This is a genomic window from Pseudomonas sp. Pseusp15 (assembly GCF_059492165.1).
This window is the reverse complement of the sequence record NZ_CP168523.1, coordinates 1578465-1600694: the sequence shown is the minus strand read 5'-3', so window position 1 is coordinate 1600694 and position 22230 is coordinate 1578465. Positions and strand designations below refer to the sequence as shown.

The 22230-nt window shown below is 57.6% G+C and carries 15 protein-coding genes; 4 read left to right on the top strand and 11 right to left on the bottom strand.

The genetic code is table 11. The features are described from left to right. Window positions 1–103: 103 nt before the first annotated feature. Window positions 104–781 (top strand): DUF1028 domain-containing protein, encoded by a 678-nt coding sequence (locus tag ACEN8R_RS07280; RefSeq protein WP_018930234.1) that lies wholly within the window; start codon window positions 104–106, stop codon window positions 779–781. Then, entirely contained in the window at window positions 778–1929 is a 1152-nt protein-coding gene (argE, locus tag ACEN8R_RS07275) for an acetylornithine deacetylase (protein ID WP_018930233.1), read from the top strand. Before ACEN8R_RS07280 ends, argE begins: the two co-directional genes overlap by 4 nt. Before the next feature lie 15 nt (window positions 1930–1944). Here argE and ACEN8R_RS07270 read toward each other — a convergent pair whose 3' ends face one another. Beyond that, window positions 1945–2856, bottom strand: coding sequence for a LysR family transcriptional regulator (locus ACEN8R_RS07270; protein WP_018930232.1), 912 nt, complete (start codon window positions 2854–2856; stop codon window positions 1945–1947). A 376-nt stretch (window positions 2857–3232) separates the two neighbouring features. On the opposite strand from ACEN8R_RS07270, the gene ACEN8R_RS07265 reads away from it, so the two are divergent. Continuing rightward, complete coding sequence (locus ACEN8R_RS07265) at window positions 3233–4648, top strand: purine-cytosine permease family protein (protein ID WP_495624702.1); 1416 nt, start codon at window positions 3233–3235, stop codon at window positions 4646–4648. 720 nt (window positions 4649–5368) lie between these two features. Here ACEN8R_RS07265 and ACEN8R_RS07260 read toward each other — a convergent pair. Further along, window positions 5369–5791: an HD domain-containing protein gene (locus tag ACEN8R_RS07260; RefSeq protein ID WP_495624701.1), complete on the bottom strand. Its 423-nt coding sequence runs from the start codon at window positions 5789–5791 to the stop codon at window positions 5369–5371. 519 nt (window positions 5792–6310) lie between these two features. Here ACEN8R_RS07260 and ACEN8R_RS07255 point away from each other — a divergent pair. Then, window positions 6311–6604, top strand: coding sequence for a fructose-bisphosphate aldolase (locus tag ACEN8R_RS07255; RefSeq protein WP_018930229.1), 294 nt, complete (start codon window positions 6311–6313; stop codon window positions 6602–6604). Between the two features lie 72 nt (window positions 6605–6676). Here ACEN8R_RS07255 and ACEN8R_RS07250 read toward each other — a convergent pair whose 3' ends face one another. From ACEN8R_RS07250 to ACEN8R_RS07210, 9 genes are all read right to left on the bottom strand, one after another. Beyond that, a complete protein-coding gene (locus ACEN8R_RS07250) occupies window positions 6677–8437 on the bottom strand; it encodes an isocyanide synthase family protein (protein ID WP_018930228.1) in 1761 nt (586 codons plus the stop codon). Window positions 8438–8464: 27 nt separating this feature from the next. Next, window positions 8465–9181 carry an HAD family hydrolase gene (locus ACEN8R_RS07245; protein ID WP_018930227.1) on the bottom strand — a complete coding sequence of 239 codons (717 nt, stop codon included), beginning with the start codon at window positions 9179–9181 and terminating at the stop codon, window positions 8465–8467. After that, window positions 9181–10176, bottom strand: coding sequence for an isocyanide synthase family protein (locus ACEN8R_RS07240; RefSeq protein ID WP_111453411.1), 996 nt, complete (start codon window positions 10174–10176; stop codon window positions 9181–9183). The genes ACEN8R_RS07245 and ACEN8R_RS07240 overlap by 1 nt, the downstream gene beginning before the upstream one ends. A 313-nt stretch (window positions 10177–10489) precedes the next feature. Beyond that, window positions 10490–10804 carry a hypothetical protein gene (locus ACEN8R_RS07235; protein ID WP_177325213.1) on the bottom strand — a complete coding sequence of 105 codons (315 nt, stop codon included), beginning with the start codon at window positions 10802–10804 and terminating at the stop codon, window positions 10490–10492. Further along, window positions 10805–11209 (bottom strand): hypothetical protein, encoded by a 405-nt coding sequence (locus ACEN8R_RS07230; protein ID WP_155944826.1) that lies wholly within the window; start codon window positions 11207–11209, stop codon window positions 10805–10807. Between the two features lie 80 nt (window positions 11210–11289). Next, window positions 11290–11847 (bottom strand): hypothetical protein, encoded by a 558-nt coding sequence (locus ACEN8R_RS07225; protein WP_230172385.1) that lies wholly within the window; start codon window positions 11845–11847, stop codon window positions 11290–11292. A gap of 87 nt (window positions 11848–11934) precedes the next feature. Then, the gene (locus ACEN8R_RS07220) at window positions 11935–12597 is read right to left on the bottom strand and encodes a transposase (protein ID WP_495625004.1); all 663 of its coding nucleotides are present in this window, start codon (window positions 12595–12597) and stop codon (window positions 11935–11937) included. Window positions 12598–13361: 764 nt separating this feature from the next. Beyond that, entirely contained in the window at window positions 13362–13610 is a 249-nt protein-coding gene (locus ACEN8R_RS07215; protein WP_155944825.1) for a hypothetical protein, read from the bottom strand. A 4-nt stretch (window positions 13611–13614) separates the two neighbouring features. Next, on the bottom strand, window positions 13615–22206 hold the full coding sequence (locus ACEN8R_RS07210) for a two-partner secretion domain-containing protein (protein WP_495624700.1): 8592 nt from the start codon (window positions 22204–22206) through the stop codon (window positions 13615–13617). Between the last annotated feature and the right edge of the window lie 24 nt (window positions 22207–22230).

Here is a 22230-nt window from a genome sequence, read left to right as displayed (position 1 = left end):
CGCTGTTTCATGAACGACCCTGATCATCTGTAGGAGCGAAGCTTGCTCGCGAAGACGCCCGCACAGACAACAACTTTGCCAAGGCCAACCAAGGAGCAAAACCATGACCTTCTCCATCGCCGCCCGTTGCCCCGAAACCGGTCAGTTCGGCATTGCAATCAGTTCCTCAAGCATCGCCGTCGGCGCCCGCTGCCCCTGGCTATTGCCCGGTGTCGGCGCGGTCTCCACACAAAATATCACCCTGCCATCCCTCGGCCCGGAAACCCTCGCCCTCATGGAACAAGGGCTCTCACCTGCCGAGGCTCTGGACAAGGCATTGACCCGCAACGGCTACAGCCAATACCGACAAATCACGGCGATTGACCACCTCGGCCGCACTGCGCATTTCAGCGGTTCAGAAACCCTGGGCAACCACAATGCCGTGTCGGGCGAGCAATGCGTGGCCGCGGGCAACATGCTCGCGGACCGAGCCGTGATCGAGGTCATGGTCGAGGCGTACGAACATGGCGAGGGCCAACTGACCGACCGCTTGCTCACCGCGATGAAAGCGGCGGTGGTCGCAGGCGGTGAAGCCGGGCCGGTGCATTCGGCTGCCGTTGTAGTGGTCGGCGAACTGACCTGGCCGATCATCAACCTGCGGGTCGATTGGGCTGATGAAGATCCGATAGGCAAATTGCAGCAGTTGTGGGACGCCTATCGCCCACAGGTCAAGGACTACATCGACCGCGCCCTCGCCCCCGACAAATCCCCTGGCTACGGTGTCGCCGGAGACGACCGATGAGCAGCAGCCGCGATTTGCTTGAAGCCTTGGTGGCGTTCGACACCACCAGCCGCGAATCAAATCTGCAGCTGATCGAGTTCGTCCGCGACTACCTCGCCCGCTTCGAGGTGCCTTGCGAATTGATCTACAACGACGAGCGCAGCAAGGCCAATCTGTTCGCCACCATTGGCCCGGCGGATCAGCCGGGCATCGTGTTGTCGGGGCACACCGATGTGGTGCCCGTCGACGGCCAGCCGTGGACCGTCGCGCCATTCCAGCTCACCGAACGCGACGGCAACCTGTACGGTCGCGGCACCGCGGACATGAAAGGCTACATCGCCTGTGTACTTGCCCTGGTGCCGTCACTGGTGCAGGCCTCGCTGCGGCTGCCAGTGCACATCGCGCTGTCCTACGATGAGGAAGTCGGCTGTCTCGGCGTTCGTTCGCTTTTGAAAGCCCTCGAACAGCGCCCGGTCAAACCGATGCTCTGCATCATCGGCGAACCCACCGAACTCAAACCGGTGCTGGGCCACAAGGGCAAGCTGGCGATGCGCTGCGACATTCATGGCGAAGCCTGCCATTCGGCGTACGCGCCGCTCGGGGTCAATGCGATTGAATACGCCGCCGAACTGATCGGTGAACTGGGGCGGATTGGCCACAGGCTCAGGGCACCGGAGCATCACGACGCCCGTTTCGATCCGCCGTTCAGCACGGTGCAAACCGGCGTAATTTCCGGCGGCAAAGCCTTGAACATCGTCCCCGCCGATTGCCGCTTTGACTTTGAAATCCGCGCCCTGCCCTCACACGATCCAAGCGAGGTGGCGCAAGAGTTGAAGACCTACGCCGAGCAACAAGTGCTACCGCGCATGCGCGCCGTGAGTGATCAGAGTGAAATCCGCTTCAGTGAATTGTCGGCCTATCCCGGTTTGGCGACCGATGCGCACAGCGAAGCCGCTGAGCTGATCGCGGCATTTTCCGGTTCTGGGGAGTTCGGTACGGTGGCGTTTGGCACCGAGGGCGGTCTGTTTGACGCGGCGGGAATTGCGACAGTGGTGTGCGGTCCGGGCAGCATGGATCAGGGTCATAAGCCGGACGAATTTGTCAGCCTCGAACAACTAAACGGCTGCGACCAAATGCTGCAACGAATGCTGTTATCAATCAGCCGCTGATGGTTGGCCCGACGCTCAGGTATACAGTCGGGCCAGTTCTTCCTGGCAGTAATCCACGAACAGCTGTACCGGTTTGGTCAGCTGCGACCTTCTCAACCATGCCGCCGACAGACCCGAACCGGTCACGGTTTCGGCCAGCGGTATGCACACGACTTTCTGCCCGTCATAGGTGTATTCGGAAAACGGTTTGGTGACCAGAATCGAAAAGCCAAAACCGCGCCCGACCATCCCCCGCACCATCTCGATCGAAGGCGAGCTGAACACGATGTGTGGCGTCAGCCCACGCTCTTCAAAAATGCTCACGAAGTAGGTCCGGCTCGGCACCACATCCAGCAGAATCATCGGCTCCAGCACCAGGTCATTCAGCGACACTTTCGCCTGTTGCGCGAAGCGGTGATCCGCCGGCAACAAGGCGTAAGGCTGTTGCGGCGGCATCAGCGGCACTGTCTCAATCGTGCTGTCCAGATCGTGTTCGAACAGCATCGCCAGGTCGATGCTGCCGGCGGTCAGTGCCTGCACCAGTTCCTGCTGCTCGCCATCGCGAATGCGGATCTCCACACCTGGCCAACGCTCTTTGAAACCGGCGATCAAACGCGGCAGGTACAGCGGTGCCACCGTTTCAAAACAACCGATATCGATCTGCCCCGCGACCACGTCGTTGTCCGCCAGCGCGTTCTGTTCAAACTCATGGGCGACCCGCAGCAGCTCCAGCGCCTTGCGATAAAACCGCGACCCGCTCGGCGTCAGCGAAACACCCTGGGCGTGATGCCGGATAAACAGCTGCACGCCAAAACTTTCTTCAAGGTGCTTGATCGCCGTCGACACCGACGGCTGCGCGATATAAAGCTTGCGCGAAGCCTCCGCCACGCTGCCGCAGTCGGCGGTGGTGACGAAATATCGAAGCTGTCGCAGGTTGTAAGCGGCCATGGGACCTCCAGAAAATACCGGTTCGCGCACAAATGAGTAGCGCGTGGCGAGGGAGCTTGCTCCCGCTTGAGTGCGCAGCACTCACAAAAATCGGCAGCTACTGCCATATTTTTTGGGGCCGCTACGCAGCCCAGCGCGAGCAAGCTCGCTCGCCACAGAACAGCGTTCGACTTCGTATTATTTGGGCACACGTTCAAGCCTGAACATACCCGACACACCCAAACCCCGGGCATATATTTTTTAAGGTTTGAAGCAACAAACTTACTAATTTATCTATCCCGACGCATTGCACATCATCGCTCCAACAAGAAAAGCGTCGCTCGCGCGGCGCTCACCGAAGTACGTCCACGTACTCATCCTTGCCTTGGAGTTCACCATGTCCACCGCAGCAACACCCTCCGCTCCGCTCATCGAAAAACACACGATTGGATACGTCCCCCCGGAAGATCGCCACGGAAAGGTAAGAGACCTGTTCACCCTCTGGTTCGGCGGCAACATCGCGCCGTTGCCCATCGTCACCGGCGCCCTCGGCGTGCAGCTGTTCCAGCTGAACCTGGTGTGGGGCATCGTCGCCATTCTGGTCGGCCACCTGGTCGGCGGCGTGCTGATGGCCCTGCACTCGGCGCAAGGCCCGCAGATGGGCATTCCACAAATGATCCAGAGCCGCGCCCAGTTCGGCTCCCTCGGCGCCCTGCTGGTGGTGCTGATCGCCGGCATCATGTACATCGGCTTCTTCGCCTCCAACATCGTCCTCGCCGGCAAGTCCCTGCACGGCGTGGTCGACAGCGTGCCGGTACCGGTGGGCATCGTCATCGGCGCGCTCGGGTCGGGCATCATCGGCATCATCGGCTACCGCTTCATCCACGTGCTCAACCGCATCGGTACCTGGGTGCTGGGTATCGGCATCGTGCTGGGCTTCGGCTACATCCTCACCCACGTACAGACCGCCGACTTCCTCACCCGCGGCAACTTCAACATCTCCGGTTGGCTGGCCACCGTATCGTTGGCCGCGCTCTGGCAAATCGCCTTCGCCCCCTACGTGTCCGATTACTCACGCTACCTGCCGGAAGACGTGCCCGTCGCCGCCACGTTCTGGACCACTTACCTGGGCTCGGCACTCGGCTCCAGCCTGTCGTTCATCTTCGGCGCCGTCGCAGTCCTCGCCACGCCCGTCGGCATGGACACCATGGACGCGGTCAAACTCGCCACCGGCTCCATCGGCCCATTGATGCTCGTGCTGTTCCTGCTCAGCGTCATCAGCCACAACGCCCTCAACCTCTACGGCGCCGTGCTGTCACTGATCACCCTGGTGCAAACCTTCGCCTACCGCTGGATCCCCACCGCCAAGAGCCGCGCCGTCCTCTCGGTCATCGTCCTCGCCGCCTGCTGCTTCGCCGCCGTCGGCGCCTCGGCCGACTTCATCGGCCACTTCGTCGACATGGTGCTGGTATTACTCGTGGTGCTGGTGCCCTGGACCGCGATCAACCTGATCGACTTCTATGCCATTCATAAAGGTCAGTACGACATTGATTCGATCTTCCAGGTCGATGGCGGAATCTATGGCCGATACAACCCGCAGGCGTTGTTGGCGTATGCGATAGGGATTGCGGTGCAGATTCCGTTCATGAACACGCCGTTGTATGTCGGGCCGATCTCGGCGCACATCAATGGGGCGGATTTGTCTTGGGTGGTGGGGTTGTTGATTACCTCTCCGCTGTATTACTGGCTGGCCAACCGCGACAGCGCCTACAAGCGCCGGTTGGCGACTGGGAAACTGGCCAACAGCCTATAACCGAAGCACCGCAAAACCCTATAGGAGCCAGGCTTGCCGGCGAAGACGTCCTCAACATCGCCGGCAAGCTATTCCACTTCTCCCGGTAGAGCTGCCGAAGGCTGCGATCTTTTGATCTTCAGCACATGACAGTCCACGATTTCAAAAAATCGTTGAATGGAGAAATCGTGGTCTGTCCCCGGTATCTCCTACCGTCATGTTCACCACCCGTGAAATGTCCCACATAGGGCATTTCCCTTATAACCCTGAGAGATAGGTCCCAGGGTCATCAGTGGACCGCAAGCAGAAAAGGATGATGTTAAAGACTGCCCCTCGTGAAGCTTGCAGACGGGCAACTTCAAGGGGACAGGTACAATCACCGCCCATAACGTTACGCCACACCACGCCCGCGTAGTCAGGTCGCCATCTGTTTTCTGATAGGTCAGGGGAATGCGTTCTCTTTCCGGTTCCGGCGTTGTAACCACCACCCCGACACAACCAGAGAGAGACAGGAACATGGCTGTTATGGCGATGATTTTCTTGGTGTGGAACGGGAGTCGCATCGTTGGTTTCATCCGTAAATCCAATGGTCAGGCAATGGCAGTCGACAGACAGAGTCGAATCACGTTAAGACCGCTCGCGAGGTTGTCAGGGCACAAAATAACTACCGAGTCCCGATCCGCTTAGGGGTTGCCGGTCTTTTGATTCTGACATCCGCAACGCCCGCGTTGCCAATACCCGCTACGAACGCAACACCCCCATCGCCCGCCGATACTTCTCCACGCGCTCCAGATCGTCCCAGGACGGCTGCGCAATCCGCGACAAGTCGCTGTTCTCTTCCAGATCAGCCAGCTTCACCACCCGCCCGATCGGGTTCTTCGCCGCGCGCTCGACGAACGCCTCGTAGGACTCGCCCGGCACCTTGGTCACCGACGCAATCGCCGTCAGCACCGCTTCGCTGAAGCCTTCCTTGCGCAGATCGTCAAGGCTGACGCCGCAGTCCTCGACCACGTCATGCAGTACCGCGACGATGCGCTCTTCCAGCGCGTTCACCCGCAGCATGACTTTCAGCGGATGCAGGATGTAAGGCGCCCCGCCCTTGTCCACCTGCCCCTCATGCGCCGCGGCGGCGATGGCAATGGCGCGTTCCAGTGACTGACTCATGGGGTTCTCCTTGGGTTAAATGCCGTGACGTCGCGGTCAGGATTTTGAAGTCTGTAAAATATGTAGGAATTTGCCCTTTGTGGCGAGGGAGCTTGCTCCCGCTGGGCTGCGAAGCAACCCCAAACCCTGCTAGCCCGTTTCCTAAGACACACCGCAACGCCCGGTTTTACTGCGTTTTCGCCATGGAGTGGAGAAAAGCCACTTTGCGAAATGACCATCCGAGCGTCCTACACCCCGATTGCGGCTATCAAAATCACTGCCTAGAGTGAGTCTGTCGCTGAGCGAATTCAGCGATAGGGTTTCGCAGCCCTGACGATACGTGTAGTAACCTTGCACCCCAAAACCAGCAACGGTCGCACAAACGCGCCCGTACTCCGTTTATGGTGGCTGTGTGTGGGAGATCTTCGGGTCTGCCGGGTTCCTCGTATCCTCGGTCTGCGAACCCGCACATAGCTACCACCCATTCGTTTCGCAGCGAACGGCAGTAGTTCTTCTTACAGATACGAGGAAGATTTACTTATGAGCACGAATACCCCGCTCCGCCACTACACCCCAATGTCCCACTTCGCCACCGACCACCCCGTCCTCCTCATCGACGCCGACGCTCCGATACGCGAACTCCACAGTTGCCTCAGCGAACGCTTAAACGCCGTCCTCAAATACCTCAACCTCATGGCCTGCACCAGCCTCCCCGACTACGCCGAACACGACATCAACACCGTCACCAATATCGCGCGGATTATGGTCCAGGATGTGAGTGATGTGTTTCGGGTGATTGAGCAGCGTGGGTTCGATACGCCCAAGGGGCAGTGATTAAATTTCAGTCGTAGAAAAACCGCATTACTGCGGTTTTTCTGCTTCCTGCTCCGACTCTGACAACAACAATCAGTAAACCTGCACCCGCCACAACTCCCGCGACGAAGAACCCGCCGACATCGGCAGTCGCCCATGCAGCGTCCGATAGTTGTCGATCAGCACCAAATCCCCCTCGCTCCATTGATGAGCAAGCAGACACTCCGGGTCATAAACCAGCGCGTTGACCTGTTCCAGCAACGCCTGCTGAGCCTGCTCGTCATGGTCCTGCACCGACTGGCTCAAGGTCTGCAATGTCGAGTCGGTGCCCTCTTGGTAGCGCAGGATAAGCTCGCCGCTGCGGGGGTGGTGGTCCACCAGGCTGTACATGCGCGGCGAGCCGCCGAAGTAGGTCATTTTGGTGTAGTAGGTGATGTTCACGCCCTGCCATTGTCGGGCGACTTGCTGCCCGACTTTGCGCAGTACGTTACGGCTGTCAACGATGGTGGTCTGACCCTCGCCCGGCTGCGGCGCGGTCTTGCAGTACAGCATGAATTTGCTGGCGCAGAATTTCGGGTTGCGTTGAACTTGCGCGTCGCTGTCGGGCAGCATGTTCAGGTCCCAGTGCAACGGAGTTTTTTCCAGCGAGTGCACCACGCCTTGGGGTTTGTCCGCAGGCTTGACCACGTGGACGGCGCCGAAGGCCCATTCGTAGAGCGTGCCGAAGCGTTCGCAGCTGCGAGCAAAGCTGTCCTGGTCATCGAAGCGGCAGCCTTTGAGGCAGACGAAACCGAAGGTTTCCACCAGTGCTTCCAGCAGGCCGGTGGACAGTCGTTCGAACCCCAGCCCCAACGGGTCTCGCACCACCAGGCCAAACAGCGGAAGTTTTTGCAGTTCGTACTCGAAGCCTTGGGCCTGCGGGTTTTCTGTTTGATGGTAGAGCCATGGCCGCCCCTCATAGGTGACCAGCACATGGTGGTCGAGGTCGACCTGGGCGCGGGCGCGAAGGGTTTGGCCGCCATCCAGGTTGCACACCGGCACGGCATGCCAAGGGCTGTCCGCGCGGGTCAGCCCTTCGGCCAGGCCGAAGGTGAATTTGGGGCCGGCATTGTTGTATTGATGGACCGACAAGCGAATGTCATCGCCAAAGAAACGGTCCACCGCCGCGTTCAATGCGTGCCCGCGATACATCATTTGGTAGGCTTTGAAGTTGATTTGTTGCAGGTACTCGTCCTCGCTCTGTCCTTCTTCGCGGCACAGACGCAGGTCGTTGTAGAGGTGACTGCAGAGGTTGTCATGCGCCCGGCTGAGGGACTCATCGTCGCGGCTCTGCTCGATCAGGTCACCAAGGTTTTTCCACGGTAGACGGGCCTGCTTGATCAGGCTGGCGCGAACCGACTCGGCACTTTGGGCCTGGGGAAACAGGTCTTCCATGCTGACCCACTCAATCGTGTGGGTGGTGCACAGTTCACGCAACGCCCGGTTGTAAGCGGCGCGAACGTCGTCGGCCACGCCGACGATGTCATTGAAGGTCGTGCCGTCGCTGAGGATCGACACCACGCAGCCCGGTGCGTGCAACGCGGCGATGGCTTGGCCGAGTTGGTCGAGGCGCTCGATGGCCATGACCTCGCCGTAGTCCGGCAGCACGCCGAAGGTCTGGTCGCTGGCGTTTGGCGACTTGCAGGGAAAGCCTGGCAAAACCAGACGCACTGGCAGGCCCTGATCGAAGCAGTGCCCCAATCGAAGCGCCAGATGCGCCCTGCCTTGTGTGTCGAAACAATCATCCGTGCCTTTGAGCAGATAACCGGCCAGCAAATCGCTGACGGCAGCGATCCAGGCGTCTCTATGTTCCATAGAACAACTTCCTTGAGGGTGTGTGTATCAATAGGATTTGACGGTGTCGCCATGCTCGGTGAACGCATGCGCAGCCCCGCAGGCTCGCTGCAAAACGCGCAGCAATTCGGCCGGGTGTTCACAGCACAAGTTCGGGGCCTGGGCCTGCAAGTCTGGTGTCAGGCCATAGCCCCAAGTGACTGCCGCCGAATACATGCCTGCAGCACGGGCCGTTTGCAGATCGATCTCCGTGTCACCGACGAACAAGCAGTGGTGCGGATCAACCGACAATCGCCGGGCGGCTTCCCATGCCACATCCGGCTGAGGCTTGAGCGCCCTGCCCGCGCGATGCCCCAGAATCGTCCCGAAGGTATTCTGTGGAAGCAGTGCATCGGCGACTTGCCGGGCCATTTTGTCAGCCTTGTTGGTGACGATAGCTAGCGGCACTTCCAACCGGCGACAGCCTTCGAGCAATTCCAATACGCCGCTGAATGGCCGGGAAAATTGAACCAGGTTGTTTTGGTAGAGCGCTACATAGCGCTGGTGCATGGCGAGCGCATCAGCGACACCAAACTGCGTGGCAACTCGCTCGATCATCGCCGTGGTGCCGCCGCCGATATACCCGCACACTATTTCCGTGGTCAGCGCCGGGCAACCGTGTTCGAGCAGCACTTGGTTCAAGCACCAGGTGATGTCGGGCAAGGTGTCGACCAGAGTCCCGTCCAAATCGAAGAGTACGGCTTCGACCCGTAACCGAGACGTCATCATTGAGCACTGGCGTAGTGACAAGGACGCCCCTTGCGGAACACCAGGCGGTGATAGCGCTCATCGACATTGCTGCGTTTTTCGAGGGTGACCACACCCCGTCGCTTGATGGCCACCGAATGCCAGGGCGTACGCCACAGGTCACTGGTTGGCACCAACCGGATACCGATCTTCGTCGAGACCGCCAACTGCGGGTGAATCGACAAGCGCAGGCAATGCGGGTAACGCGCCTGCAACAGCGCCCCCCAGGCTTCACTGCGCTGGATCACCCGCTGCGAGGCCGGTTTGGCGACCTTCTTCACCGCGTTGAGGCTCATGCCAGCGAATACTTTCAGTCCCGAGTAATCCTCGGAAAGAAAGCGATGGATGCCGCAGTACATCAACATCATGTGCGGATCATCCTTGAAGCGCTGCTGCAACAAGATCAATGACTGACCGTGCTCGATCATCATCTCTTCACGCATGGCGTCCAGACAATCCAGCTGAGGGTAGGCATCCTGGAGGTCGAAATGGGCGAACGTGCCGGGATAGTGCTGTTCGGCGTAGTCCTGGATAGCGTCGGTGTAGGCCTTAACGTCCGCATCGGGAACATGCACCAAGTCAGAGAACACATAGCCATCGGAGCAGATATGAATCAGCGCGCCCGGTGCGTAGATCTCCTGGATCTCCTTGCACAGGCGATGTAACTCGTCGATTGCATGATGTTCCGCAAGATCAGGCAGATGGCTGAGGGTTTTCTTGCGGCTGGGCGACTTGCCGGGAAAGGCTGGCAAGACCATTTCAATCTTGCGACCGCTCTCGACCGCCTGCATGACCTTGGTCAGATGGGGTTCCAGCACCTGCGACGACAGTTCGTGATCCTGCCCCGGGGCGAGGCTACGACGGCGAAACAGGCATTCAAGGATTTGCTCGGCAATGTTCATGTGTGGGGTGTTCTGATGCTCGTGCACCAGCTGACCGCACACCTGTTGAGCAACGGTGTTTGAACCTTGCATAGACAATCCCTTGTGTGGTGAACAACGGCCATCTTTTGGCCATCAGCAGATATCCCTTACCTGCGGGCGGCTAAATTCCTACAAGTTGTGAGGGCTGTCAATCGTGGCAATCCGGAATATTACGGCACCAAAATCACCGAAAACCCTCACACAGGCTCATGCAACGTCCAGGCTGGCAAGGCCATACTGCGGCCACACAAGTGTGTCTGGTCCTGATTCCATTACGCTCTCCTGAAAAATAGATCGGAAGGTGTGAACCTTGTTCAGGATGGGACAAACCAGACAAGACAAATAAATCCGTCCCCTTTCCTCACTAAATTTTAACCAACAAAAACTCTAGCAAAGTTTCCAAATCATCTACTTCCTTTATAATTCGCTTACTCACCTCTAGCGACTTACCAACAAACCCATCCTCATTTATCGATGCAGAAAAACCCACAATACAATCCATATCTGGAACTCTCTTATCGCCTGCAATTCTAAACCCCTCTATGCCGAGAACTGCAATATCATTACCCTCACAATACTCAATTAGCCTAATCGCGTCTGAAACATCAAATAAAGGGATTCCCTCCCACATCAATGTAGGGCTAACAGGCTGAGCTCCCGCGCTCAGAATACGCCCCATTTACACCCAGTTAAAATCAGGCGTAATTTCACAAACAACCCCAGCAGACACAAGAATAGTTCGAACTCGCAAAACCTCCTCCGCCTCACCGACAAATACTAGAACAAGGCCTTTCTGGAGCATATTTCTTGACGTTAAAAAATTGCTACCTGTCACTTCAGAAACAGCTCTTATATGAGCTTTATCTTGATAGTCACCGTGACAACGCACTTCATACTTCGTCTCATCAACTTTAATGCCCTGAATATTTGTTGTCACTACCGACCAGCCGCACCGAGTACACTTCACCCCCTGAGCGCTGCCTTGTCTGAAACTAGCCAACTCTCCGCCACACTGCTCGCACGTCATAAGATATGTTTTTTCCATTACCAAACAAATAAATCCGTCCCCTTTTCTTCTGGACACCCCCCCCCCGTTTTCGTTCTGCAGGGCGCGGCGGCTTTTAACCTTGACTCGAGACCAGCTAGCGGGTGCCCCCTTTTTTCCTATATCACACATAAAGCAGTAATAACTTGATTGGGATGATCTTCCAGAAAAACTCCCCAGCCGGTAACTTCAAGCCCACCATAGTCCTCGTCGGTATAAAACCACTCTTCAGCCTCGTCAAACTCCAAAGTTGTAAATGATAATAAATCCGAAACCAAACCACCCAAACCAATACCTTCCGGCAAGGTACCCTTATAAATTAAACTTTGAGCCTGCTCACCAGAAAAGCTAAAATCATAAACTTTAACAGCGCACACCTCACCACTTTTAATCACAACTGATAAAGCAGGGATAAATTTATTTAAATCATTAACAACACTTACATCCGCCAGAGCAAAAGAATAGCCACCATTTCCGCCTTCGTCCAAACTATAAAACTTTAAACGAAGCACTGGAGAGCCATCGAATTGGTATAGAGAGTTACCCTCATCAACCAAACACCCTAACAACACGCACTTCAATACATCCGCATCGACATGCAATGGTATTCCTGCAAGTGACACAGATGGCACAATTGGTGCCACCCACGATATTGAAAACTCTTTAGACAGGGTCATTTTGGCACCCACGTATTGTTAGCAGTATAAACGGGGACATAAGTAAGAGTATAAACGGGGACAGACCACGTTTTCCATCTAAAAAATCTAGTGCTTTTTCGGTCTGCCCGGGCATCCCCGCCGAGCTCGTCGCCCAATCATAGCTTCAATTTCGGCTGCAAATCGCGAACCACCAAGTACATAGTTGCCATTGGTGGCAGCCCGAATCTGGTCAACCAATCCTATCTCCAACTCGCCTCTAAAAAGCTCGCGATAGACTTCAGCAGTCGATACATCTGTGTCCCCAAGCGATAGGTACTGAGCATGCGGGGTAATGAGATGCGAAAACTCTGATTGTGCGTTAGCACGATAACTCGACCAACGATATTCCGCAGGATGCGTCACCATTTTGGCTCTGACAGAATTCATCTCAATGTAGCGATAACAGGCCAATACATAACTATCACTTTGAACAAGGCACGAACGGAAGCGTCCTTCCCATAAAGCCCCACTACGTCCATATGTACGATTTATGTATTGCACATATCGTTGCCCTATTCCTTTCATAAGCGAACTGGTACTGCTGTACTCATGAGGGCTAATCAACAAATGGACATGATTAGTCATAAGACACCATGCGTGAATTTCACACGAATTTTTGTTGACCTGTTCAGCAAGCAGCTCTAAATAAAAAAGGTAATCATCCTCTGAAAAAAAGCAAACTGATCTATTATTTCCTCGTTGAATCAGATGTAAGGGGACACCTGGCATCAAGAGACGTGCTCTGCGTGGCATATGGTGAATCCGCTCACAATTAATGATGCCAATAGCTTAGTCAATTCTATGAAAAACAATCTCCCTATCTATTTCACACTATTTCAGATCGCTAAAGTGCGACACAGAAAAACGTAGTCTGCCCCCCATTCTCAGGATAAACGTGGTCTGTCCCCGTTTTTCTTTTTTTTTGGGGGGGGGATCGCCTTTTGCGCCCCACCTTTCGCAAAAACTAATCGATGACTTTAGCTGCTTTTAGTTGCCTAACTGGATCCCAGTCAGTGGGTTTTAGCTGATGTTTACTCCACCATTGCATCCCCTCAGAAATCCATTTTTTACGTAAATCAGCGTGAGCTACTGTCGAGTCATCATATCCAAATTCCGTTCCACAACATGGACAAATATTATACGAAGCGCAGCCAATACCATCATATGCGGCCTCATTAAGATCAGGACACCTACAGACCGGACAAATATATGTTTTATTACTATTGAGCATTGAAATAGTCCAAATTAGATCCCTTCCCATGCACTGCTGGATCAGGTTTGTAATATGTGCGAATATTTCCCCCGCTCGATACGACACCAAACTCATCTGTAGTCGGGTTATAACGTACGATATCTCCGTTACAAACAAATAAATCCGTCCCCTTTTCTCTTTGACTTGAGACCGGCTAATGGGCGGCCCCTTTTCTTCTTTTTCCCACCCTCACGGTGCCCCCCCTAGCAAAATAAATCCTCTCCGTTACGGACATCCGCCGTCAGTGAAATTCAATAGCATCGAGAATAGCTTGCAACTTTACCGGATCAGCAGCACCACCAAAGTAGTATTCATTACCGCCAAAATCTTTGAGATCCTCAGGGGTTCCCTTCCAATAAAGCACATAATAAATCTCATCCAAAACTTCTTCCAAGGCGCCACCATCTTGAAATGTTGACACGCGAATATAAGGACCATATACCTCATCCATTTGGACCAAAATTCGCTCACCAGTTTTTGAGTCAATCATCTCATCAGTCCCATTTAATACTATCAAACCACTCTAACTCCGCTTTAGTCGGAGCTCGCTTATCACCTTGTTTATTAACAGCGTCGTCAAATTTTACTGGTCTAGTGCGACCTGGAACATAAGGATTACTCTCTGTTTCCTTAACTCTAGTTCGCGTCATATCAAACTCGGTGCCATCCTTGAATACTATTTTTACACCAGGCTCCCCCGGTTGACCACCTAGACGGGTTTCATTTTTTGTTGTTCTTGTCGTAATGGTCCCAATCTCTTTCGGTGTAGTTGCTCCCTTTCCAGCTCCTAGACCAGGAATAATTCCGATGCCCATTTTTACAAAATCTGCAGCAACCCTAGTCAGGGCGCTACCGTTCAAAGAACTCACATCAGCCGCCATGGACCCTGCTGAGCTTAGATTCCCCTCCTGTATATGACCTACGTAGAAAGCTGCCCCCCCCTTACCTTCAGCTCTCAGTTGCTCAATCAGTGCTGTCAGTTTCTGATCATCATCCACCAGGCCATGAGCAATTGCTTGACAGATTTCGGGGGACCGCTTGCAAAGCTCATCACGCTCCAACTCACGCTGCTCGTCGAGGGCGGTGTATCGATCTCTAACAGCTCGCTTCTCTTCCTCAGTCTCCTTGCTATCCATTTCCGCCAGCATTTCTTTCACCTCACGGTGATAGAGATAGTTGTAGGTCGTGGCATTCTCCGCAATGTTGGCTCCCTGCTGAAGATCCCCATCTACCGCCGCAGCAGCCACAAGCCCCGTCAACTGCGACATCATTACTTGCAATTGATCGTTGCCATTCGCAAGGCTGATCAGCTGATTCATCATCGCTTCGTTGAGCCCCGCCGCCGCTGCGCCAGTGGCAAAATCGCCCCCCATCGCCTTCGATAGCAAGCCGCCCATCAACGCATGAGCGACTACTTTCTCGAGACTGCCTTCCGGGAACTTGATCGTAATGTCGCCAATCCAGTTAAACCCGGTAGCCATGGCCACATTGCCCGCCTCCCCCACCAGTGCCGCACCGAGGTTGTCGCCAAAACTGCCGCCCCCAATGGCGGTTGAGATGCCGCTGGAAATCACCGCACGCCCAGCCACCCGTGTCGCAATGTCGGTGAAGTTGGTACTGGTGAGAATGGACTTTGTACCTTCCGACGCACCGGCAAACCAATTGGCGTCCGCGTAATCGAGCATGCCCGCAGTAAATCCAGCAATGGCGGCGCCTTTGAGGCTGTCAGCACTGAATGTTTCCTTGAATGCCGCGCCCAGGTTGCCTTTATTACTGATGGTGCTGGTGACCGCAGTGGTCGCCAGGCTGGTGACAACTGCTCCCCCGGCGCCAGCGCCCACCAAGCCCAGTCCCGCCGGCCCCATGATGAAAGACATCAGGATGGCGATGGCGATTTTTGCGCCGGCACCAAGCCCTGAGGTGTCGTACTTAAAGCTCTCGTGAATCTCCTTCACCTGACGCCAGTCGATGTCGCCTCGAGCCTCAGCCTCTTTCATCCAGGCAAGGGCCGGATCGGCTTTCACCATGGCGTCGATGGTCTGGCTGACGCTTTGCTGATCGACTTGTTTGATGTCGATGCTGATCTGGCCAGCCGCTTTGATCACCAGTCGTCCCTGAGCGACGAGTTGACTCTGACGGAGGGTTTCATCCGTGGTGCCCGAACCTTTGGCCTTAAACCAGGCCAGGTCGCCATCGCTTTTGGTATGGCTCTCGTCGTGAAGGTCCTTCACGCCTTCAAACGTGATGTTTCCACCACTGTCGAGAATGATGTCCTGATCACTATTGAGCTTCGCCACCTGATACCGCTGATCCCCACCACTGGACAGCGTCAGGTCACCACCGGACTTGATCTGCGTACCGATGTGGGTGATCTGCGTCACTTCATCGTGCTGGGTCTTTTTACTGCCCCAGCTGCCGCTTTTTTTCATGTCGTACAGCGTGTAGTCGCGGTCCTGTGCGGCCAGCAGTTGCAGGTCGCCGTCGGCGTGCAGGTAGGCTTCTTTGCCGGCGCTGATGTCGCTGGCGATCAGGGTCATGTCCTTGCCGGACTTGAGGGTGAGTTTGCCGCCGGCCTCCAGCGTGGTGCCGATCTGGCTGACGTGGTCTTCCTGGCGGGTTTCTTTTTTGTCCTTGAAGTAGCTGTGTTGTTCGTCGGCGGCGGAGGCGAACAGCAGGTTGCCCTTGGCGTCCATCGTCACGTCGCCTTTGGCGTCGAGCTTGCTCGCCACCACGGTCACGTCGCCGCCGGAATTGACCGTCAGGCCACCGCCCGCGCTGACGCTGGCGCCGTGCTGGGTGAGTGTTGAGTCGAGGAAGTCGGTACGGCTGTCGGAGTGGCGCTCTTCCACGGCGATGATGCTGACATCGCGCTTGGCATCGATGGTCATGTCGCCACCGCTTTTCAACACACCGCCGCTGTTGAGGACGTCGCGCCCGGCGTTGATCACCAGTTTGTTGGCGGCCTCGATGCGGGCGGCGCTGTCCACGAAGTCGCGCGCATGGCTGTAGTCGCCGACGCTGCTGTCGTGGGAGGTCACCGTGCGTTCGTTGACGACGTCGCCGTTCGTGGCCTTGAGCGTCACGTCCCGCCCGGCAATGATCCCCCCCGCCTTGTTGGTCAAATTATTGGTGGCGAGCAAGTCCAACCGCTCTCCCGCCTCCACCAACCCGCTGCTGACCAGGTCTTTTTTGGCCGTCGCCTCCAGGTTCTGGCTGGCGCGCAGGGTTCCGGCGTTGTTCAGGTCTTTACCCGCGATCAGGGTCACGTCGCTGCCCTGGATCAATGCGCCGTTGGCGGCGAGGCGGTTGTTGGCGTTGGCCAGGTACAGCACCGGCACCAGGACTTTTTCGCCATTCACTTCGTGCTCTTCGAGCCAGACGATGTCGTGGGTCAGGGCCGCGACTTGTTGTGCGGTAAGGGTGACGCCGAGGCTGAGGTTCAACGCGTCCTTGCTGGCGATGGCGTTGTTCATCAGGTACTTGAAAACCGCCTCCTCCGAGGTCTGGCCGTCGATGAAGCGCTGGCCGGTGCGGGCGACCACGGCTTGCTGGATCAGTTTCTGTTCGAAGAGGCCGTCGCCCAGGCGCTTGGCGCTCTGGTCGGGGTTGTAACCCAAGCCTTGGAGCAGGTAGTCCGAGCTCATGAATTGCTTGAGGTCGGTGAGTACCGGGTTGGTTTCGATCAGGTATTTGTGCGGCTGGGATTTGCCGGCGTTGCTGGGCAGGCCCTGGACGCGGTTGATGGTGACCGGCGCAGACGATGCACCGGCGGTGACTTTGCCGCCGCTAAGCGTCCAGCTCTGCGGGCCGGTCGAGGTCGGGACGCTGATGCCTTCCTGGCTCAGACGGAACATCCCGTTCTGGCCGGTGGGCAGGCTGAAGCCGGGCAGATCCACCGGGTTGACGTGCTGCTGGGCAAGGTCCGGCGGCAGTTGCGCGTTGATAGTCACCGGCGTGGAGAAGCCGTTGCCGGCACCCGTGTCAGTGTTGGTCTTTCCGCCAGCGACGTAGCTGTAATAAGGACGCACCACGCTGTTGTCGATGGTCTGCGTCGCGTTGAGTGAAATGTTGCCGCCGGCCTGGATCACCGCATCATAGGAACTGCCGGAGCCCGCTACCGTGGTGGTGCTTTCGGTCAGCATGCCGCCGCCCAGCAAACTGATGAAGTAGCTCAGGTCGGATTCGACCGTGGCCGAGGGGGCTGGGCTGTTTTTCTGATTGAACTCAGCCGCTGCAGGCACCGTGGCGAAGATTTGGTCGACGTAGTTCCAGAATGTGCGCTTGGTGATGATGTCCTGCTCTTGCAGGCCGGTGTTATTTATCGTGTCGGCAGTGACAGTGATGTTGCCTGTGGACGCGATGGTGCTGCTGGTGTTGTTCAGCACCTGAGCGTTGATCGTCATGTCGCCGCCGCTGGTCAGACTCGCAGCCTCGCTGCTGTCAGAAACCTTCAGGCGGTCGGTCTCGGCAATCTCCCAATGGCCGTTACGACGCGAACCGCTGCGGAAGTCGCACCCCGCAATCGGGATCAGGTTGCAGTCCAGCTCAGTGATCACCACCGAACTTTTCTCATGCGCGGTGTATTCCAGAATGTCCCGTACGTTGTTCACGGTCAGGGCATTGATGGTCAGGTCCTGCGCGCTGTAGATGTCGCCGGAACGGTTGTCCAGCAAGTCGGCCTTGCCGCTGTCGCGGTCCCGGCCAATGTGCACGTTGCTCAGGCCATAAACCTGGCCATAGGCGTTGGTGAAGCTGGACAGCAGCAGCCGCATATCGCCGCCGCTGGAAATCAGGCCGCGACTGTTGAGCAGTGCGCCGGTGGTGAGGGTCAGGTCTTTACCGGAACCGATCGTGCCGTAGTTGTTAAGGTTGGCGGCGCTGATGATCAGGTCGCCGCTGGAGGTCAAACGGCCCTGGTTGTTCAACTCGCCATTGATGTTAACCGTGGTGTTGCCACCACCGGCGATGCTGGTCGCCGCGTTGAGGGTCAGTTGATTGGCTTTGAGTGTCAGATCACCGAGGCTGCTGGTGCGACCATTGCCGCTGTAGTTGCCCCAGAGGGTCAGATTGAGTTTGCCATCGCTGGCGATCAAGCCATCGTTATTCCAATTGCCGCCGTTGCCGGTCAATTGGCTGACCGCCAACAATTGGCCGCCGGATGTCTGATTGAGGCTGTTGACGTTGACGGTCAGGCGATCGGCCTGGATCACACTGCTGTTGGTCCAGCCGTCGGCGTTGAGCGTCAGGCTGCCACGGGTGACGAAGGTGCCGCCGGCGCTGCCGAGTTGACCGGTGGCGATGTCGAAAATACCGGTACCGACGTGCAGCACGTTGCCGCTGACGTTCAGCAAACTACCGGCAGTGAGGGTCAGGTTGGTGTTGGCGGATTCCACGGTGCCATTGCGGTTGTCGAACAGGCCCCCGATGGCGAACGCGGTTTTACCATTGTCGCCCAGTGCGCGAAGTTGACCGGTCTGGTTGTCGAGGCTGGCGGCGGTGATGGTCAGCGTGCTTTCACTTTCGATGATGCCCAGGCGGTTGTTCAATGCACCGCGCAGGCTCAGGTCGATCTGTTGCCCGCCGATCTGCCCGTCGTTGTCGCCGCTGTTGTCGAAGTTATTGCCGGTGACGCTGACCCGGCCCTTGGCGTAGAGGCCGCCATTGCGGTTGTCGAAGTTGCCGTTGGTGCCGGTGTCGACGATGGCGTCACCGGTTTGCGCGGTGATCCGCCCGCCATAATTGTCGAGGCCGGCCAGTGCCTTGAGGTTCAGGCTCTGGGCCTGAATGACCCCGCCCTGACGGTTATTGTTCAGGTCATAGCCGTTGCGCAGTACGCCAGTGATGTGGCTGCTGAAGGCGCCTTTCAGGCTGGAGAGCACACCGCCACGACTGTCGAGGCTGGCGGCGGTGATGTCGAGGTTGCCGTCCTTGGCGACGATGCGCCCGCTCTGGTTATCGATGGCGCCGCTGGTTTTCACCGTCAGGTCGCCCTGGCTTTGCAGGGTGCCTTTGGCGTTATCGAGGCTGGCGGCGTTGAGCGTCAGGCCCGCGTTGCTGCTGAAGATCTGACCGTTGGCGCTGTTCTGTACGACGCCATTGGCCGTGAGCGTCAACCCATCAGTGGCCGCGACAGTGCCGCCATTGCGGTTATCGAGGCCACCGGTCAACAGGTTCAGCAAACCCTGGCTTGCAAGCTGGCCGCCCTGGTTGTCGATCTGCCGCGCGCGCTGAATCACCAGCGGGCCGTTGCTCGCCAGTTTGCCGCTGGTATTGGTCAGGGTGCCGAGCAGATCGAGGGTGATCGCGCCCTTGCCCGCGAAGGTACCGGCGCTGTTGTTCAGATCGGTACCGGTGAAGCGGATGTCCTGCTGGGCATTGATGGTTGCATTGGCGTTGCTGAGGGTTTGGGCCTGAATATCCAGAGCGGCGCCGCTGTCGATCAAACCGCCCTGGGCATTATTCAGTGTTCCGGCAATGACGAAGGTTTGCGCACCGGCACTGGAAAGAATGCCGTTGTCGCTGTTGTCGAGGCTGGCCGCCGTGACCTTCAGCGTGCCGTGACTGACCAGAGCGCCGGCGTTGCTGTTACGCACGGCGCCGGTGAGGTCCACCAGCACGTCACCGTCGCGGCTCGACAAGGTGCCCTGATTGCGGTTGTCGAGGCTGCCGCCCAGAAGGCTCAAACTCTGCCAGCCGGAAATCAGTCCATTGAGGTTCGTGGTGACATCGGCGGTGAGGTCCAGTTGCTGACGACTGATGAGTTTGCCGTCGCTGTTGTCCAGGTTACGGCCCGTCAGCGTGTAGCTTTGGCTGCTGGAAAGTTCACCGCCACGGTTGTTCAAATCCCGCAGGTTGCGGATGCTCAATTGACCGGTGGTGGTGATCAGGCCGTTGGCGTTGTTCAGGTCGCCCATGGCGCCGCTGAAGTCGATGGCAATGGCGCTGCCGAGCAACGAGCCGCCGTTCTGGTTGTTCAAGCTCGCCGCGTTGATGTTCAGGTTTTGGCTGGCGTTGATCAGTCCTTGGTCCTGATTGTCGAGCTGGCCGGTAACCCGAAGTTCGAGGCCGGTGCGACTGGTCAGGGTGCCGCCGTTGTTGTTCAGGCTACCGGCCTGCACATCGACGTTGGCCGCCGCGATCAAGCCTTTGATGTTGGTCAGCGCCTGCTGCACGCGCAGGGTCACGGCCTGATTGCCGAGCAGTTTGCCGTCGCTATTGTCGAGGCTGTCGGCCGCCAGCGTGAACGCCTGGGCACTGGATATTTCGCCGTTGCGGTTGTTCACCTGGGCGAGGTTTTTCAGCACCAGTGCCGGGGCATTGATCAAACCGTTCTGATTGTTCAGCTCGCCGTGATTCAGGTCCAGGGTCAGCGACGTGTTACTGGTGAGCTGCCCGCCATCGTGTTGGTCGAGGCTGCCGACACTGATCGTCAGGGCCTTGTTGCTGGCGATCCGGCCCTTGCTGCTGTTATCGACTTGGCCGGCGTTGAGGCTCAGGCTGTCGAGGCTGGTCAGTTTGCCGCCCTGGTTGTTCACCGCCCCCGTGGCGGTGATGCTCAAGGCCTGACCGGCGTTCACCAGCCCCGCTACGTTATCCAGTGTGGCCATGCGCAGCGTCGCGGTGGCCAGGCTCGAGAGCTCGCCAGTGCGGTTGTTCAGGTGACCGAGGGTGGCGTCGAGATGACCGGTACTGGTGATCAGACCGTTGCTGTTGAGGACCTGATTGGCCGTGAGGTTGAGGTTGCCGCTGCTCAGCACCCGACCGCTGTTCTGGTTGTCCAAAGTCCCGACGGTGATGTTGGCGGTTTGCCCGGCGCTCAACGTGCCGCCCTGATTGTTCAGGGTCTGGCTGGTATTGACCGTCAGGTTGCGGCTGGCCACCACGCTCTTGCCAGTGTTGGTGAGGTTCTGCGCATTCAGGTTCACATCACCGCTGGCATTGCGGCTGGTATCGGCGTTGACCCCGGCTTCGATGATGCCGTTGTTGGTCAATACACCACCGGCCGTCAGCGCGATGCTGTCCCGGGCGGCGAGGGTTTGCTGGTTGGTCAGGTTGCCTTGGGTTTGCACGTTGACGGCGGTGCCGGCGTAGACCGGGCCACGCGCATCGAGACTGGCGGCTTTGACATTGACGGCGCCTGCGGCCGAGGTTTGCGCCAGGCTGAGATGGCCGTTGGCGTCGAGCTGTATATCACCACCGCTGGCGGCCAGGTTGCCATCGAGTTTCACCCCGACCCCGGCCTCGGTGCCCACCAGTTTGATCGCCCCGGCGTACATGCCACCCAACGCCGAGGAGTCGATCGCCAGTTGCGGTTTGGCACTGCCGTCATCGGCACGGGCAGTGGCGTTGAGGCTGTCGGCGTTGACGTCGTTGCGACCGGCAACGATGGTCAGGTTCTTCGCCTGGATCTCGGCATTGATCTTCGCGCTGCGGGTGATGATTTCGAAGCGGTCGACGTTGTTGGCGTTCAGCCCGGCGCCGTCGATGGTGACGCTGCCCTGATCGACCTGGAAGCGATCGAGGCGACCGCTACCGTCGAGCACCGGCTTGCCGGTGGTCAACGTCACGCGCGGGGTGTTGATGAAGCCGCAGCCGTTGCAGCTGATGCCGTAGGGGTTGGCGACGATGACCCGTGCCGACTGCCCCGCCACTTCGGTGTAGCCGCGCAACTGGCTGGGACTGCCGCCGACCACTTCGTTGAGGATGGTTTGCGCCGCGATCCCGTTGGTCAGGTTCGGGTTGCCGACAATGATCCCGCCCAGTTGCGTCGCGCCGGTCTGCGCGGCGACGTTGTTGAGGATCACCCCCTGGCTGCCGACGTTGTAATCGTGGAACTGGTTATGCGACAGGCCCGTGCCGTTGGGCGTGGCGATCTGGATGATCGGCACGCCGTTGCCCGCCTGGCCGAGGCTGGTGCCGGGCGTGGCCACCACGATCCCGTCGGCCTGGGCCCACATCGGCTGCCAGAACATGACGTTGGCCAACAGGAACGCCAGCCCGCGCTTGGGCATGCCCCAGAAGCGTTCACGGTTTTTTAAGGCAGCAGCGGGCTGGCCGGCCAGAAAGGCCAGTTGGCGAACATCCATGATCGAATCTCGTTAAAACAGAAT